This is a genomic window from Paenibacillus praedii, from assembly GCF_049725345.1.
Lineage (GTDB): Bacteria > Bacillota > Bacilli > Paenibacillales > Paenibacillaceae > Pristimantibacillus.
Genome location: NZ_JBMWAM010000015.1, coordinates 43,021 through 59,186, shown reverse-complemented (window position 1 = coordinate 59,186; position 16,166 = coordinate 43,021). Strand labels below are relative to the sequence as shown.

The following is a 16,166-nucleotide window of genomic DNA, read 5'->3' as shown; positions in this document are numbered from 1 at the left end:
GTGTCAATATGTTTTGCCTTCAAGCTGAATTTGTACGATACGTACAATATCCGCGATATAGTCACCTATGATCGGCAGGTTAAGCGCACCTAATATTTGCAGCACATAAAGAATGGTAGCCGCAAAGAAGGTAAAACCGGTGGCGATTCCGACACCTCTTGCGATTCCTGCAAGGAGATTTCTCCAAATCAGGGTGCGCGGTCTATTCAAGAGCTGAACATAATCCGCAATTTGTGTATGTTCCATTTCTGTGGCAATCTTTTGAAGCCGCTTATCGAGCCCGTTTAATGTGTTCTGAAGCTCATTCATATCCTTTGTGTTTTCATGATTTTTCGGTTTCATAAGAGGCATCCCCTTCGGCAAACAATAAAACGAGGCTCGCCCTTCAGCCATTGCGGTCAAGCGGGCTTACTTGTCGCTTGCAGCAGCTGCCAGAAGGCGGCCTCGTTATTCGTTTGTTTTTCCCCTCTATACTATACCCTTACCCGCGTATGAAAATCCCAATTGTCTTATCTCCTAGCGTTACTCGTTCCATACCGTCTAAGGCTTCATAGGAAACGGATTGAATAAGCACGTTGTCTTGCAGAACATTGGAGAAAGCTTCGAGCGACGCTCTTAGCTCGTCATCGACATCAAGAACAAGGTCAATTCTCTTCTCGATCGGAAGATCAAGCTTCTTCCGTGTATCCTGAACGGCGCGAATGACCTCGCGAACCCAGCCCTCCTGCTCGAGTTCAGCCGTAATATCGGTATTTAGCGCTACCGTCACACCGCTGTCGGACGCAGATGCAAAGCCTGATTTCGCCTGCTTCTCCACGAGAAGCTCATCTACTGTTACGGCCAGCTGTTCACCATCGCCAGCGGCAAAGTCGAAGCTGCCGCCATTAACGATGCTCCGCGTTTCATCAGCAGTCAGCGCTTTAAGCCGGGCCTGCATAGGACCTACATGCTTGCCGTATTTTTTGCCGGCAATCTTAAGATTCAGCTTAAGCGTGAAATCAACAAAGCCGCTGTCCGAATTTTGAATGGTGATAGCTTTGACATTAATTTCGTCTTTAATAATATCCTCATAACCCGCTACGTCAAATTCACGGTCAAGCGATACAATAAGCTCCGACAATGGCTGCCGCGTTTTAATGCCCGTTTCATTGCGGACATTTCGAGCCAGCTCGACTATCTGCCTCGCGCTTTCCATATCGCGCTCAAGCGTCGAGTCAATCGCAGCTGCATCTGCCTTCGGATAATCCGCCAAATGTACGCTTCCTTCTCCGCCCAGGTTGCCGTACACATCCTCAGCAAGCAAAGGCGCATAGGGAGCAATTAGGCGCGATAATGTAAGCAGAACGCTCCGCAGCGTTTGGTAAGCAGCCAGTTTATCCTCCGAAAGCCCGCTTCCCCAGAAGCGATCACGGGAGCGACGGATGTACCAGTTGCTAAGCTCGTCAACGAAGGTTTCGATCGATTTCGCTGGGTTAAGGAAGTCATTGACCTCCAGCCCTTTGTTTACGGTGTTGATCAAGCTGTTCAAGCGGGAAATGATCCAGCGATCAAGCTTGTTTTCGGATTTCTGCTCAGGATGTGCCGTGTAATCAAAGCCGTCAATCGACGCATACAGCGCAAAAAATGCATGTGTATTTACAATTGTATCGATTACCTTCGATTTTGCCTCGCCTACAATGCCGCGCGAGAAGCGTTTGCTGTTCCATGGCGCGCTGTCAGCCAGCAATGCCCAACGGAATGCATCCGTTCCATATTCGTTGATGATTTCCCAAGGATCAATAACGTTGCCCTTCGACTTGGACATTTTCTGACCGTTTTCATCCAAAATATGACCTGTTGAGATAACCGCTTTGTAAGGGGCTTTACCGTTATACAGGGTTGAAACCGCAAGCAGGCTGTAGAACCAGCCGCGCGTTTGGTCAATGCCCTCGCAAATGATGTCTGCAGGATACTGCTGCGCAAACTGTTCCTCATTCTCAAATGGATGATGCTGCTGCGCGAACGGCATCGAACCGCTGTCGAACCAAACATCGATCACCTCTGGTGTGCGGGTCATCACCGCACCCTCTGCAAATGGCGATTTCAATTTAATTTCATCAACATAAGGCTTATGAAGCTCGATGTTCTCCGGCACATCGCCTACCGCCATGGCACGCAAATCCGCGATACTGCTCGGCGAATATTCCTTGCCCGTAACTTCGCATACCCATACATTCAACGGTGTGCCCCAATAACGGTTCCGGCTAATATTCCAATCGACCAAATCCTCAAGGAACTTACCGAAGCGGCCCTCACGGATATGACCTGGGTACCAGTCGACGCTATTGTTATTCGCAATCAACTGATCCTTTACTGCAGTCGTCTTAATGAACCAGCTCTCCATTGCGTAGTAGATAAGCGGTGTTTTGCAGCGCCAGCAGAACGGATAGCTGTGCTCATAGCGCTCCTTGGAGTAAAGCAAGCCACGTTCGCTTAGATTTTTGACGATATCGATATCGAGCTCGCCGTCCTTCACGAACCTGCCTGCGAAATCCGTAACCTCTGTTGTATAGCGGCCAGCCAAGTCAACAACGTTAAGCATGCTGATGCCGTTCTCGCGTGATACACGGTAGTCATCTTCACCATGTGCAGGGGCAATGTGAACGATACCTGTACCGCTCGTGTCGCTTACGAAATCACCGGCAATGACTACATGCCCGTTCTCGATTGGGACGTAACGGAATGGCGGTTCATAGCTGCGGCCAATCAGCTCACTGCCCTTTAGAGCAGATAAAATTTCATAGCCGTCCTTAAGCACGCTCTCAGCCAGGTTTCGCGCGACGATAAACACTTCGCTGTTTTTAGCTGCACGAACATATTCCAGCTCAGGATTTACCGCTAACGCCACGTTTGCAGGCAGCGTCCAAGGCGTAGTTGTCCAAGCCAGAATGGATTCGCCGGAATCGGTCAGCTTGAACTTCACCGTAGCGCTTAGATCTTTAACATCTTCGTAGCCCTGAGCAACCTCATGTGAGCTGAGCGTCGTTTGACAATCCGGGCAATATGGACTTACACGATGTCCACGATAGAGCAGCCCTTTGCCGTGAATTGTGGATAAAATATGCCAAACGCTCTCAATATATTCGTTCTTTAGCGTAATATATGGATTATCCAAATCCGTCCAATATCCAATAGCTTCTGTTAGCTCGCGCCATTGCTTCTCATATTCGAATACGCTGTCCTTACATTTCTTTACGAATTTCTCGACTCCGTATTCCTCGATCTCCTGCTTTCCAGATATACCCAGCTGCTTCTCAACGCCCAGCTCGACCGGCAAACCATGCGTGTCCCAACCAGCCTTACGTACGACGCGATAGCCTGACATCGTTTTGTATCGTCCAATAAAATCCTTGATAACACGCCCCAGCACGTGTCCGATATGCGGAGCGCCATTCGCGGTTGGCGGCCCTTCATAAAATACGAAGTTCGGCTTTCCTTCACGATTCGAAATTGATTTCTTAAACGTATCATTTGTTTTCCATTGCTCCAGCACTCTCAGCTCTCTTGTGCGGGCACGTTCCTTTACATCTACGCGTTGCATCTCTCCAGCCTCCTAAAATAAACAAAAATAAAGCCTCATCCCTATGAGAAGGGACGAGGCTTAGTCGCGTTACCACCCTTGTTCCGCAAAGTCTGCAAAAAAACAGCAGACTGGTGTGTGCAGCACAATCAAATGAGCTGCGCACATAGCGGCACCTTAGTCGCGAACGAGCTGTTCGCGTTCCCTGTAACGGGGGACAACCGTCAGCACTTACTGCTGCTCTCGCAGGTTAGGCACTGCTTCTCGGAGAGGATATTCCGCAATGGCTCACACACCGGCTTTCAGCTGTCGCCGGCTCTCTGAGGAGTGATCCAAGAACGTATTTGTTCTCGTCAATGAAGTTTCAATCATCAATTTATTATTCTAGTTATAGCGTAATTACAGGCGAGTTGTCAAATGTCAATACGCCCGTATGTTCAAAAGCTATCCGCGCTGCAGCTCATGCTCTTCAAGCCTAGCCTGCGGCTGCTTAGGCTCGAGCGTCTCCCAGCCGTCCATGCTGAGCAGCTCCAGCTGCGCTTCTACCAGCGTACGGAAGCGAGCGCGATAGACTGAGGCTTGCTTCTTAAGCTCCTCCACCTCAAGGGATACCTTGCGTGATTTGGAAAGCGAATCATTAATAATGCGATCGGCATTCTTCTCCGACTCTTTAATGATCAGCTGCGCTTCCTTCTTCGCATTGTTTCTCACTTCATCCGCAGCTTCCTGCGCAACAATAATCGTTTTGCTGAGTGTTTCTTCGATATTCGTAAAATGATTTAATCTCTCCTGCAGGCCAAGCACCTGATTTTGCAGCTCTTTATTTTCACGAATGAGCGATTCGTAATCTTTGATGACCTGATCGAGAAATTCATTAACTTCATCCTCGTCATAGCCGCGCAATCTCCGGCCAAACTCTTTGTTATGTATGTCCAATGGCGATAACGGCATTGGCGCACCTCCTCAGGTTATATGTAGCTCAGTCTACCGATACAATAGATTCAAGTGAACACTTTCGACAGACACAGGTAAATTCCTGCAAACTTCTAAATAAATTTGCCAATTTTGACGCGAAGCCTGCCTTTTTTTGTCACACCATCAACTTCAAGCACTTTAAAGCGCCCCAATCCTTTAAAGGATACGATATCTCCCGCGTTTAACGGCTCGGATGGATCCTCCTCGGATTTCCAGTTCACTCTGCATCTGCCTGCTCGAATGGGATCGACAATTTTGGAACGGCTGACTCGAAACACATCGCTGGCGATGCCGTCAAGCCGCATAGAAGCAACGGACAAACTCATTTCCTCCAGCTTTGGAATAGCGGTCTGAAGCTCCGACAGCGGAAGCACATCTGTCAACACATTTATTCGATGCACTTGTCTTAAATGGATATTTAAATAATCGGCAATTTCGTCCATGACGATAATATGCGAAAAATGCTCATGCACATGAATATCGCCAATCCGGTCGCGCTTAATTCCAAGTCCCAATAAAGCGCCCAAAAAATCGCCATGATCAAGCTCCAGCTGAGCCTGGCCTGGCCCATTGACGGCCAGCACCGAGATACCGATTGGCTCATCATCCAAGCTGCGGTAATCGGGACCAATAATCGCACGCTGCCGCTCGGCGTCTGCATAGCCGCCATCAAGCCGCACATTCACATCCAAGCTTCTGTTCGCCAGCATCGTCACGATTTGCGCTTGTCTCGGGTCCAAAAAATCGGTCCGCTTCAGCTCATGCTGCTGTGCGGACCGCTCTATCCATTCCACCACCCGATCGACGAAAGGCTTCTCCTCGGGATGGAAATGATTATATATACCTTGTTTCATTCCTCATCATTCCTTAAATAATGAAGTCGATTACCGCAATCAAGCCATATGCAATAAAGCGCAGCGCGAATACGGCAATAATCGGCGATAGATCCAGCATTCCGCCGATTGGCGGAATAAATCTTCTGAAGATACCTAAGTACGGCTCCACCAGCTTGCCCAAAAATACGCCGATAAAGCTTTCTCTGGCATTAGGCAGCCAAGATAGCAAGACGTAACCAATAATCATAAAGGTGTAAATATTTTGCAGATACATAATAACGCCAGAAATTTGTTCCATCACAATTCAAGGTCACCTCATTTTGTTGTAATCGTTATCTTCCGCCAGCATTTCCGTAATGGCACCTTGAATTTCTACCGAATCAGGCGTGCATAGAAAAATATTCGGACCAAGCTTAGAGATGCTGCCATTTAAAGCGTACACTGTACCGCTTAGGAAATCAACAATTCGAACGGCCAAGTCCGTCCGAACACGCTGCAAATTCACAATAATGGCACGGCGCGAGCGCAAATGGTCGGCGATCTCCTGCGCTTCATCATAGGAACGCGGCTCGCTAAGGACGACCCGGACATTTTTCTGCGAGTGAATGCTGACAACATTATTGCTCTTCGTATTTTTACGTGCCTCGAACGGAGAAGTTTCAGGTTCTTGCTCCTCCTGCTGCACAACTCTCTCTCGCTCTACAACTTCTTCCTCGTCCTGCAAGCCCAGAAAGTTCATAAAACGATTCATAACACCCATGATCTTATGCCTCCTCTTTCCCTACTAGTATCGTACCCAAACGAATCCAAGTTGCACCCTCTTCAATGGCTACTTCGAAGTCATTTGACATTCCCATCGATAAATGGGTGATGCTTTGAGCATAGGTGCTGCTGCGCTGCAATTCATCTCTTAGCTCTCGCAAAGCTCTGAACACCGGCCTTGTCTCCTCCGGCTCAGCTTCATATGGAGCCATCGTCATTAATCCGATGGGCTGCAACGATCGGAGCTGCTGGAGCTGCTCTAGGAAGGGCAATAGCTCCACCGGCTCCAGTCCATGCTTCGAGGCTTCCCCCGAAACATTTACTTGAATAAAACAAGGCACAACTATATCAAGCTGAGCGGCGCGCTTATTGATGGCTTCCGCAAGCGACAGCCTGTCCAGCGAATGCATATATGTAAATTTCCCAATGACGTCCTTCACCTTATTCGTTTGTAACGAGCCTATAAAATGCCAGATGGGCTGCTTCGCTGTATCATTCTCCAGCATACCGCTTATCGCTTCCCATTTGGCTTGCGCATCCTGCCAGCGGTTCTCGCCTAAATGCAGTAGTCCGTGCCGGACCGCTTCTTGAGCTGTTCCTGTAGATACGTATTTGGTCACAGCGATCACTTGAACTTCTTCCCTGCTGCGCCCTGAACGCTCACATGCTTGCTTAATGCGCTCTTCAACCAACCGCATTCTATTTTCCAATGTCATGGATCTGCCTCACCTTTCCCGTATGCCGATCCAGCTGGCCATTCGGCCTGTGGACCCGCCTTCCTTGCGATGGGAATAGAACAAATCCCTTCTACACCCGGTGCACCACTGTGTTATTTCGATATGGATCGGCAAAATTCCTGCTTTTATCATAATCTGTCGGTTTATTTCTTTCAAGTCAATGTTCGCTTTGCCATTATCGGATATATTCAGCAGCTTATTAGAATCAGACTCAGATAGAATAAGCTGTTCTAGAAGCGCTGTAACTTGACTGATAACTGGGCCATCCACCTCATAGCAGCAGCTTCCAATCGATGGACCTATTGCTGCAGCTATATTTTCGGTCTTTGTGCCAAATGCCTTTGACATGGCACGAATGGTCTCAAGCGCAATTTGCTGTACAGTCCCCTTCCAGCCCGCATGGGCAAGTGCTATGGCTTGATGCTCAGGATCATAGAAGTAGAGCGGGACACAATCGGCATAAAAGGAGGTCAGAAGCACACCTGGTATATTCGTTATAATCGCATCACAATCCTTGATAACATCCTCTAGAGACGCTCTCCCGCGTCCTTGATCCTCTTCTATCACATGATGAACACGATTGCCGTGCACCTGCTCCGCGCATGTCCATGCTTCAAAGGAGAAACCAAGCGCCTCAGTTACCCGTCGTCGATTTTCAACAACGGACAACGGCTCATCTCCGACATGGAGCCCCATATTTAAAGAAGCCCAAGGAACTGCGCTAACCCCTCCATCCCTGCCGGTAAAACCTGCGGATAAATGAGCATAACGGTCAGTCCATCTGGACAACAAAAAAAGCGAAGGACCCTTCGCTGAATCAATTCGTTCAAAAGCATCCATTTAGTAATCACCTCTGTTCAAAGGTTTACGAAGTAAGCCTACTTCGTAAGCATATGCTTTAGTTTACGAAGTAAACCTACTTCGTAAGCGCATCCCTAGCATAGGCTCAGTTTACCTCGTTACGAGCGGGCGTGCAAATCCTCATCCTCCGCGCGGAGTGCTTTTGTATCATCCATACGGACCAGTACGACGTCCGCCCCAATCTTCACAATATTTCGCCAAGGAATAACGACCTCTGTCCCACCACCGCCGAACATTCCCAAAAACTTCGTGAACTGAGGAACGACGATGGAATCAATGCGCCCTTGCCGCAAATCGAGCTCTAAATCTGATATTTGTCCGAGCTTTTTACCGTCCACTATGTTGATTACGTCCTTTGTCTGAAAATCAGAAATTTTCATAAGGCTTCACCGCTTTTCAAGTAGAGTGATCATCCGTTTGCTTCTCCTATAACTATATGAGCCATTTGCCCAAAATGTCCTTCTTTGCAGAAAAACTAATATAGAGAATCAAACTCTCAAGCTGTTTTACAGCATAAAAAAACGGTGCCTCACGGCACCGTAGCTTCATGTTTTTACATGCTTTTGCATTTGTTGTATCGCTGATTTCTCCAGCCTGGATACTTGCGCCTGCGATATGCCGATTTCATCAGCGACCTCCATCTGCGTCTTTCCTTCAAAAAAGCGCATTGACAGAATCATTTTTTCCCGCTCATTCAGCTTGTGCATCGCTTCGCGCAGTGCGATCTCCTCAATCCAAGATACATCCTTGTTCCGGTCATCGCTTATCTGATCCATTACATATATCGGATCGCCGCCATCATGATAGATCGGCTCGAACAATGAAACCGGGTCCTGAATGGCGTCGAGTGCAAAGACAACATCCTCCTTCGGTACATTGAGCGCCTCCGATATTTCAAAAATGGTCGGCTCGCGCGAATTTCGGTTCGTTAGGCTGTCTCTCACCTGAAGCGCCTTGTAAGCGATATCCCTCAAGCTTCTCGATACACGAATGGGGTTATTGTCTCGTAAATAACGGCGAATTTCTCCGATGATCATCGGTACGGCATAGGTGGAAAATTTGACATTCTGTCCAAGGTCGAAATTATCGATCGCCTTCATAAGTCCGATGCAGCCGACTTGAAATAAGTCGTCTACAAACTCTCCCCTATTGTTAAAACGTTGTATAACGCTGAGTACAAGCCGTAGATTGCCGTTTACTAATTTCTCTCTTGCTGCCCACTCGTTGCGGGTTTGCAATGCCGTAAATAGCTCCCTCATTTCGGCATTCGTTAGCACAGGCAGTTTCGCGGTATCCACTCCACAGATCTCGACTTTATTTCGGGTCAACGTGATTACCTCCCAAGGAGAAACATTAATGTTCATTATCTCCTTGAGCAGTCTTTTTATTCCTGAAGCGACATCGTTCGACAATAGCTATCGAAGCAAAAGTGAGGCAAAATCTATGCAAACGCGACGGAAAATCGTTAAACCATTTTGTTAAATTCCTTGCGAAGCCGCTTAATAATACGCTTTTCCAGCCGCGAAATATAGGATTGCGAAATGCCAAGAAGATCAGCTACATCCTTCTGCGTTTTCTCTTCCCCATCGGCCAGCCCGAACCGAAGCTCCATAATAATACGCTCGCGCTCAGACAGCTTATCCAGCGCTTTGTGCAGCAGCTTACGGTCAACCTGCTCCTCAATATTGCGATAAATCGTGTCGTTCTCCGTACCGAGCACGTCGGACAATAGAAGCTCATTCCCGTCCCAATCAATATTGAGCGGCTCATCGAAGGATACTTCAGTTCTTGTCTTGCTGTTGCGGCGAAGATACATCAATATTTCATTTTCGATACAGCGCGAGGCATAGGTCGCCAGCTTGATCTTTTTTTCCGGATCAAAGGTGTTGACCGCCTTGATAAGACCGATTGCGCCGATCGATACGAGATCTTCAATGTGAATGCCAGTGTTCTCGAACTTACGGGCGATGTATACAACTAGGCGCAGATTTCGTTCAATAAGCATCGCTCGTATGGCTGTGTCGCCAGACGGAAGCTTTTCCAGCAAATATTCCTCTTCCTCGCGGGTTAACGGTGGCGGGAGTGCTTCACTGCCGCCGATATAATATATCTCTTCACTTTTTAATCCGAATAAAAATAAAATACGATAATAATATAACTGAAGAACCAATTTATACTTGACGAGCATCCGGCCCATCCCTCCCCGATTGTTAAACATACATGCTTTATTGTTGTACCATTGACGGATGGATAATTGCTCGATATGACCCATCAGACGTTAGCTTTCCGCCATCAAGCCCGATAAGGACCTTCCGCGTTTCAAATACTTGACCTTCTCTAGTTATCTCAATCATGTCAGGTTTAAGCGCCAGCATAAATTGTGATCCTCGATTGACGCCTCTGAAGGGCACGAGACGCAATCGATCCTGCCACGCAAACGGCTGTTCATCCAGGCCAGCTACAAGACGATCTACTTGTGCGTCGCGTATGCTGTTCAACCAAGTTTCGGGCAGGTCATTCTGCCATAATGCCGCTTCCGTTACCATAACCGGTGTCCGCGTCAGCGGATCGTAAAGCTGATTTCCCGTATCGATCAGTCCGATACAGGTTTGAATACGATCGCCTATCGTAATTTTAACCTCCGCTAAATGAGTACGCACCAGCTCCCGCTCTCTTTTTTGCGTTAATACGGTACGGTATATATACAGTCCGATACAAAACGCAGCAATAAAATAAAACAATCCCATTTTGAGCTCTGCACGCATACTGCCGTTCACGAATGTAAGCGTTCTCCACACCTCTCCGGAGCCCTGCATGAACAAATAATAAAGTCCTAGAACAGCGCCGGCAGCAACAAAATTAACGCCATAAAATGCAGCAACATTTCGCAAAAAATGTTGAATCGACGCAAATCCGAATGTGATCCAAATCATGACCAAAGAGACGGCCACCTTGATGGCTAACGTAAATAAAAAAGATAATTGCGGAAACAGCATCAAAACGACATAACATGCGCCGACAGAAGAAGCCACCAGCACCCGCCAAGGCTTTGGCTTCAGATGACGCGCCCATGCGGTTGTTAATAGAATTGCTCCGTCGACGAGAAGCTCTCGCAAAAACATGATATCCACATAAACTGCCACTTCGGCCACCTTCCTGCTGCTTCCGGTATTCGGTTAGCCAGCCGGCACCCTGGAGAACGATTGAGACTAGTATATTAAAATCCTATTTCAAAGTCTGTCTATTCATGACGCCATGACACATCTTTTTTTGTCGAGCATTAGAATAAAAACCGTCATGGATTTAATGTTTTCCGCTTGGCTATCCAAAATGTCATTTCATGCGACGTATAAAGACTGGCTGTCAGCAAATACTAAGGAAAGAAAGGGAGAAAGCAAACGCCTGATTGACAAAAGGCATGGACATGCGGAAAAGCTGTTTCTGGAGAAGGTATGGTACCCCGCTCTCTGATGATGTAGGAACCCATACGTTCTTACAGCATGAGCCTGCAGTTTAGAAAATGAGAATAACCTGCATATAAAAAAACCTCCCACTTCACCGGATGTACCGGAAGAGCGGGAGGCTTGTTCTATTAACGATCGCTGCGCGGACGATTGCGCAGGAACGCTGGAATTTCAAGCTGATCGCTTGATGTGTTGCTTGCACCAAAAGGCTTTACTGCCGAGTTACTTCCTGGTTGTCTTGATTCAGTCGGTTCAGACTGCTGCTGAGGTGCGCGTCGAACGGATGCTGGGGATTTGTGCTCAAAGCCGGTTGCAATGACCGTTACCTTAATCTCATCCTTCAGATCCTCATCGATAATGGCACCGAAAATCATATTAACATCCGGATCGGAAGCCGAAATAACGATCTCCGCTGCTTCATTCACCTCATAAAGCGATAGGTTGTTACCGCCAGTAATGTTCATAATGACGCCACGCGCACCATCGATCGAGGTTTCAAGCAATGGACTCATAATCGCTTTTCTTGCCGCTTCGGCTGCACGATTCTCACCAGTTGCAATCCCGATTCCCATTAGGGCGGAACCGCGCTCTGTCATGATCGTTTTCACGTCTGCAAAGTCAAGATTAATAAGTCCAGGAACAGCGATTAGATCAGAAATACCTTGAACCGCTTGACGAAGCACATTGTCTGCCTCGCGGAACGCTTCCAACATTGGCGTTTTCTTATCTACAATCTCAAGCAATCGATCATTCGGAATGACAATTAGCGTATCGACCTTTTCTTTGAGCGCTTCGATCCCAAGCTCTGCTTGGCCGGAACGCTTACGGCCTTCAAACGTAAACGGACGAGTAACAACGCCGACCGTCAAAGCGCCGCATTCACGCGCGATTTCAGCAATAACCGGTGCTGCCCCTGTTCCTGTGCCGCCGCCCATACCTGCCGTAACGAATACCATATCCGAGCCTTTAAGCTGGTTCATAATAATTTCACGGGATTCCTCAGCAGCCTTGCTTCCAACATCAGGATTAGCACCAGCGCCTAAGCCCCGCGTCAGCTTATCGCCAATTTGAAGCTTATGCTCTGATTTTGCCAAGTGAAGCGCTTGGGCGTCGGTATTTACCGTAATGAATTCCACGCCTTTAACGCCGTTCTCAATCATACGATTGACCGCATTGCTGCCGCCGCCGCCCACACCAATTACTTTTATTTGAGCGAGCTGTTCAAGCTCAAAGTCAAATTCCAACATCCTTCATTTTCCCCCAGTCAAGCGTAAACCGCTGACGGCGTCTCGTGGACGGAACATCAGCGTTTCGCGGTGAAATATAAGCTTCATCTAAAAACGAGACTTATATTAAAATTTTTAATTAAATAAACTCATTGAACATGCTTTTTAACCGCTCGAACATGCCGGGTTTGGATGAAGCTGCTGGACTTGCTTTGCGGCTTGCCGTTTTCTTCACAGGCCCGGTTCCACGAGCTCCCATATATTTCGACACGTATTGAATCATACCAACTCCGCTGCTAAAAGCAGGATCTCTTACTCCTATGTAATCAGGCAGCGCGATTCTTACGGAAGACTCCAGCTCTGACTGGGCCAGAGCAAGTGTTCCTGACATCGATACGGTACCGCCCGTCAGGACATAACCGTTCACCTTATCGCCGTATCCGAGTGTACGAACCTCCTGACGAACCAGATGGAAAATTTCTTGCATACGAGGCTCAATAATGCTTGCCAGATCGACCTGGGAAAATTCCTTCTCTACGTTGCTGCCCATGCGAGTTACTTTAAACTTTACATCTTCAGCCGCATCCGGTACAAAAGCGCAGCCGTATTTCAGTTTTATTTTCTCTGCTTGTTCGCTTTGGGTACGCAGCCCGTACGCTATATCACTCGTTACATATTCGCCGCCGATTGGCAGTGTAGAAGTCGCTGCTAATCCACCCTGATCATAAACTGCGATCGTACAAGATCCCTCTCCAATGTCGGTGAGTACCGTACAGATTGATTTTTCATCCTTTGTCAGAGACATGACGCCAGACGCCAGTGATAGCAAAATAACGCCGGAGATGCGAAGGCCGGCCTTCTCTACGCAGCGCATAAGATTATGAATCGCCGTCTTGGTCCCCGTTACGATTGTTGCTTCTACCTCGAGCCGCACTCCAATCATTCCCCGAGGATCAGAAATGCCCTCCAAGCCGTCTACCAAATATTGCCTGGGTACTAAATTAATAATTTCGCGCTCTGGCGGCAAAGCAACTACTTTCGCTGCCTGCAGTACACGCTCAATATCCTCTTCACCAATTTCACGATCCTCATTGGATACAGCAACAACGCCACGATTCGTCTGCAGTGCAATATGATTGCCCTGAATTCCAACATAAACGTCTGCTATTTGAATGCCTACCATGCGCTCAGCGTGCTCAACCGCATTGCGAATCGATTGCACGGTTTGGTCAATATCTACAATGGCACCTTTGCGAATACCCTCTGAGTCGGCAGATCCAACTCCAATAATATTAATGGCTCCGTTATTCACTTCACCAATAATAGCACGAACTTTGGATGTACCGATGTCCAAACTGACGATGATGTCATTATTGCTCAACTTGCGGCACCTCCGTTTCAATAAAAAATTATTTTTTGCTAAAGGTCTTTCTACATATTCAACGCTTTTATTATTTTCCCTCTTTTTTCATCAAATTTTTCGTCTTATTTTTCGGTTTGTGTCGAACCTCGCCGCATGCGAAGCGCTATAGTTAGCAATGCCTTCCAGCAATATTGTGTATAAATGCCATAAATAAAATTCTACCATTCTTTCAAGCTATTGAGTAGTCTCTTTTTGCTCAGAATCGATATTTTCTGTAGCTTCCAATTCAAATGGAACATAGGTATCTGCAAGCAGCATCGTAATCTTTCCAGGCTCCTGCGTTTCAATAACCGCGTTTAAAGCTTCGACTTTATCAGGAAGAACAGAAACTGAAGTCACGACCTCGAACTTGGTACGCGTGTAAATCAATATCCGGTCCGGATAGGCAGCCGAAGGAAAAGGTGTGATTTCCGATAGATCCGAAAGCTGCTTTGTCGGTATTTTGCCAAGCTGCTTCGTGAGCTCTGCTTTTATCGGATCATCAGCAGACCACCCAGTGAGCACCGGCTTGTCTACCAGCAGCCAGCCATCATTACTTGCGTCTACGCTCGTCCCATTCGACAAAAGCGCTGTCATTTCGCCTTGCGCAGACAGCTCGAAAGCGACGGGCGGATACTCCTCGACCATAATTTTCAGCACCCCTGGAAACACTTTGGTAACTGCTGCCTTATTAATTTGCGGAAGTTTTTTAATGCGTTGTTCAATGGTACTGGAGGTTGTACCGAAAAATGCTTCCCCTATCATCACCTCAGAAGCCTTGCCTATCTCCTCTTTCGTTGCAAATCTCATACCATCGACGGTAATTTCCGATATTTTGCTAATTGAAGAATTAAAGAATAAAACCGCTAACAATGCAATAAATAATAGAGAGAGGATGATGATCAGCTTTCGGCTTCCTTTGCGTTTGCGAGCAGGCTCCTTAAGTACCGGCATCTGAGAGCTCATAACTTGTCCCTTCTTTCACCAAAAAACCTCCGGCTTCACCTGCAGCTGCTCTCGGTAAGCCGGCCGTTTCTATCTTGCTGTTCAAGCGCTTCGTACTAGTTATTAGGCACCGGAGCAGAACGCGAAATGCGGGCCCCAAGCCTTGAGAGCATCGTTTCAATCTTCTCGTAGCCGCGATCTATGTGATGAATCTGTTCGACTACAGTCTTGCCCTGCGCGGCTAAGCCCGCAATAACAAGAGCTGCGCCTGCCCGCAAATCAGTGGCTTCAACCGTAGCGCCATATAGTCGGGGAACACCGCGAATAAATGCTGCGTTCATATCGACACGTATATCTGCACCCATGCGTGACAGCTCATCCACATGCTTCAACCGGCCTTCAAAAATCGTTTCCTTCAGCACGCTTACACCATCTGCCAACGTCAGCAGCACCATCACCTGCGACTGTAAATCAGTCGGGAAGCCGGGATACGGCGAGGTCACAATTCTTTCAACTGCCTTGGGTCTGGTTGCAGTGCCGACTTTAATTATATCACCGTCAACAATAATTTGAACACCTGCACGTCGCAGAACATGAATCAAGGAGGTCAAATGCCCGGGCTGTGTATTTTGCAGCGTTACCTGTCCGCGCGTCGCAGCTGCAGCCACCATAATCGTACCGGCAACGATTCGGTCAGGAATAACCTTATAACGACATGGCGTGAGTGACTGTACCCCATCTATCGTTATCGTGTCTGTTCCAGCACCTATAATCTTAGCGCCCATCGCGTTTAGAAAACGCTGCAAATCTTGAATTTCCGGTTCACGTGCGGCATTGCTGATAGTCGTTCGGCCTTCAGCCAGCACAGCGGCCATTATAATATTTTCCGTTGCGCCTACGCTCGGGAAACTTAGATGAATATCCGCGCCTTTCAGCTTCTCTGCGCGACAAATGATACGGTTGTCAAGTTCCTCAATTTCTGCGCCTAATGCCTGCAAGCCCTCCAGATGGAGATCAATCTTGCGTTCACCTATTGCACAGCCTCCTGGCAGGTAAACCTGTGTCTCGCCAAACCTTGCAAGCAACGGCCCCATTAGAAATATAGAAGAGCGCATCTGTCTCATTAACGACTCTGGCACGTGAGATGTATGTGCAGTTTCTGTATCCAGCACCACCGTGCCTCCCGTATGCTCGGCACGGCATCCTAATTCGCGTAAAATGTTCAGCATCACGTCGATATCTAGCAAATCAGGCACATGGTCAATCGTCGTAGTGCCCTCGGCCAGCAAACTGGCAGCCAATATCGGCAAAGCGGCATTTTTCGCTCCTTGGATAACTATGGTTCCTGAGAGAGGTTTCCCGCCATCAATCACCAATTTGTCCAATGTATCACCTCCGA

At 47.7% G+C, this 16,166-nt stretch carries 16 protein-coding genes and 1 other annotated feature; all 16 genes read right to left on the bottom strand.

Going from position 1 to position 16,166, the window contains the following annotated elements; all coding sequences use genetic code 11:
* Positions 1–3 precede the first annotated feature (3 nt).
* On the bottom strand, positions 4–342 hold the full coding sequence (locus tag ACO9K6_RS14650) for a DUF5665 domain-containing protein (RefSeq protein ID WP_424768307.1): 339 nt from the start codon (positions 340–342) through the stop codon (positions 4–6).
* A 139-nt stretch (positions 343–481) separates the two neighbouring features.
* Complete coding sequence (ileS, locus tag ACO9K6_RS14645) at positions 482–3,580, bottom strand: isoleucine--tRNA ligase (protein ID WP_424768306.1); 3,099 nt, start codon at positions 3,578–3,580, stop codon at positions 482–484.
* Positions 3,581–3,626: 46 nt separating this feature from the next.
* Positions 3,627–3,925 (bottom strand) — a binding site (T-box leader).
* A gap of 78 nt (positions 3,926–4,003) precedes the next feature.
* A complete protein-coding gene (locus tag ACO9K6_RS14640; RefSeq protein ID WP_424768305.1) occupies positions 4,004–4,510 on the bottom strand; it encodes a DivIVA domain-containing protein in 507 nt (168 codons plus the stop codon).
* Positions 4,511–4,605: 95 nt separating this feature from the next.
* A complete protein-coding gene (locus tag ACO9K6_RS14635) occupies positions 4,606–5,388 on the bottom strand; it encodes a YlmH family RNA-binding protein (protein ID WP_424768304.1) in 783 nt (260 codons plus the stop codon).
* Positions 5,389–5,401: 13 nt separating this feature from the next.
* Positions 5,402–5,668 (bottom strand): YggT family protein, encoded by a 267-nt coding sequence (locus ACO9K6_RS14630; RefSeq protein WP_424768345.1) that lies wholly within the window; start codon positions 5,666–5,668, stop codon positions 5,402–5,404.
* A 12-nt stretch (positions 5,669–5,680) separates the two neighbouring features.
* Positions 5,681–6,130, bottom strand: a complete 450-nt coding sequence (locus tag ACO9K6_RS14625) for a cell division protein SepF (protein ID WP_424768303.1) — start codon at positions 6,128–6,130, stop codon at positions 5,681–5,683.
* A 4-nt stretch (positions 6,131–6,134) separates the two neighbouring features.
* Complete coding sequence (locus tag ACO9K6_RS14620) at positions 6,135–6,848, bottom strand: YggS family pyridoxal phosphate-dependent enzyme (RefSeq protein ID WP_424768302.1); 714 nt, start codon at positions 6,846–6,848, stop codon at positions 6,135–6,137.
* Positions 6,849–6,857: 9 nt separating this feature from the next.
* A complete protein-coding gene (gene pgeF, locus ACO9K6_RS14615; protein WP_424768301.1) occupies positions 6,858–7,709 on the bottom strand; it encodes a peptidoglycan editing factor PgeF in 852 nt (283 codons plus the stop codon).
* Between the two features lie 119 nt (positions 7,710–7,828).
* The gene (locus ACO9K6_RS14610) at positions 7,829–8,110 is read right to left on the bottom strand and encodes a YlmC/YmxH family sporulation protein (protein WP_424768300.1); all 282 of its coding nucleotides are present in this window, start codon (positions 8,108–8,110) and stop codon (positions 7,829–7,831) included.
* Positions 8,111–8,275: 165 nt separating this feature from the next.
* Positions 8,276–9,058 carry an RNA polymerase sporulation sigma factor SigG gene (gene sigG / locus ACO9K6_RS14605; protein WP_424768299.1) on the bottom strand — a complete coding sequence of 261 codons (783 nt, stop codon included), beginning with the start codon at positions 9,056–9,058 and terminating at the stop codon, positions 8,276–8,278.
* Between the two features lie 137 nt (positions 9,059–9,195).
* Positions 9,196–9,918, bottom strand: coding sequence for an RNA polymerase sporulation sigma factor SigE (gene sigE / locus ACO9K6_RS14600; RefSeq protein ID WP_424768298.1), 723 nt, complete (start codon positions 9,916–9,918; stop codon positions 9,196–9,198).
* 37 nt (positions 9,919–9,955) lie between these two features.
* Positions 9,956–10,873: a sigma-E processing peptidase SpoIIGA gene (gene spoIIGA / locus ACO9K6_RS14595; RefSeq protein WP_424768297.1), complete on the bottom strand. Its 918-nt coding sequence runs from the start codon at positions 10,871–10,873 to the stop codon at positions 9,956–9,958.
* Positions 10,874–11,322: 449 nt separating this feature from the next.
* A complete protein-coding gene (gene ftsZ, locus ACO9K6_RS14590; RefSeq protein WP_424768296.1) occupies positions 11,323–12,441 on the bottom strand; it encodes a cell division protein FtsZ in 1,119 nt (372 codons plus the stop codon).
* A gap of 118 nt (positions 12,442–12,559) precedes the next feature.
* Complete coding sequence (gene ftsA / locus ACO9K6_RS14585) at positions 12,560–13,801, bottom strand: cell division protein FtsA (RefSeq protein WP_424768295.1); 1,242 nt, start codon at positions 13,799–13,801, stop codon at positions 12,560–12,562.
* Between the two features lie 216 nt (positions 13,802–14,017).
* A complete protein-coding gene (locus ACO9K6_RS14580) occupies positions 14,018–14,788 on the bottom strand; it encodes a cell division protein FtsQ/DivIB (RefSeq protein ID WP_424768294.1) in 771 nt (256 codons plus the stop codon).
* 95 nt (positions 14,789–14,883) lie between these two features.
* Entirely contained in the window at positions 14,884–16,152 is a 1,269-nt protein-coding gene (gene murA, locus ACO9K6_RS14575; RefSeq protein ID WP_424768293.1) for a UDP-N-acetylglucosamine 1-carboxyvinyltransferase, read from the bottom strand.
* Positions 16,153–16,166 lie beyond the last annotated feature (14 nt).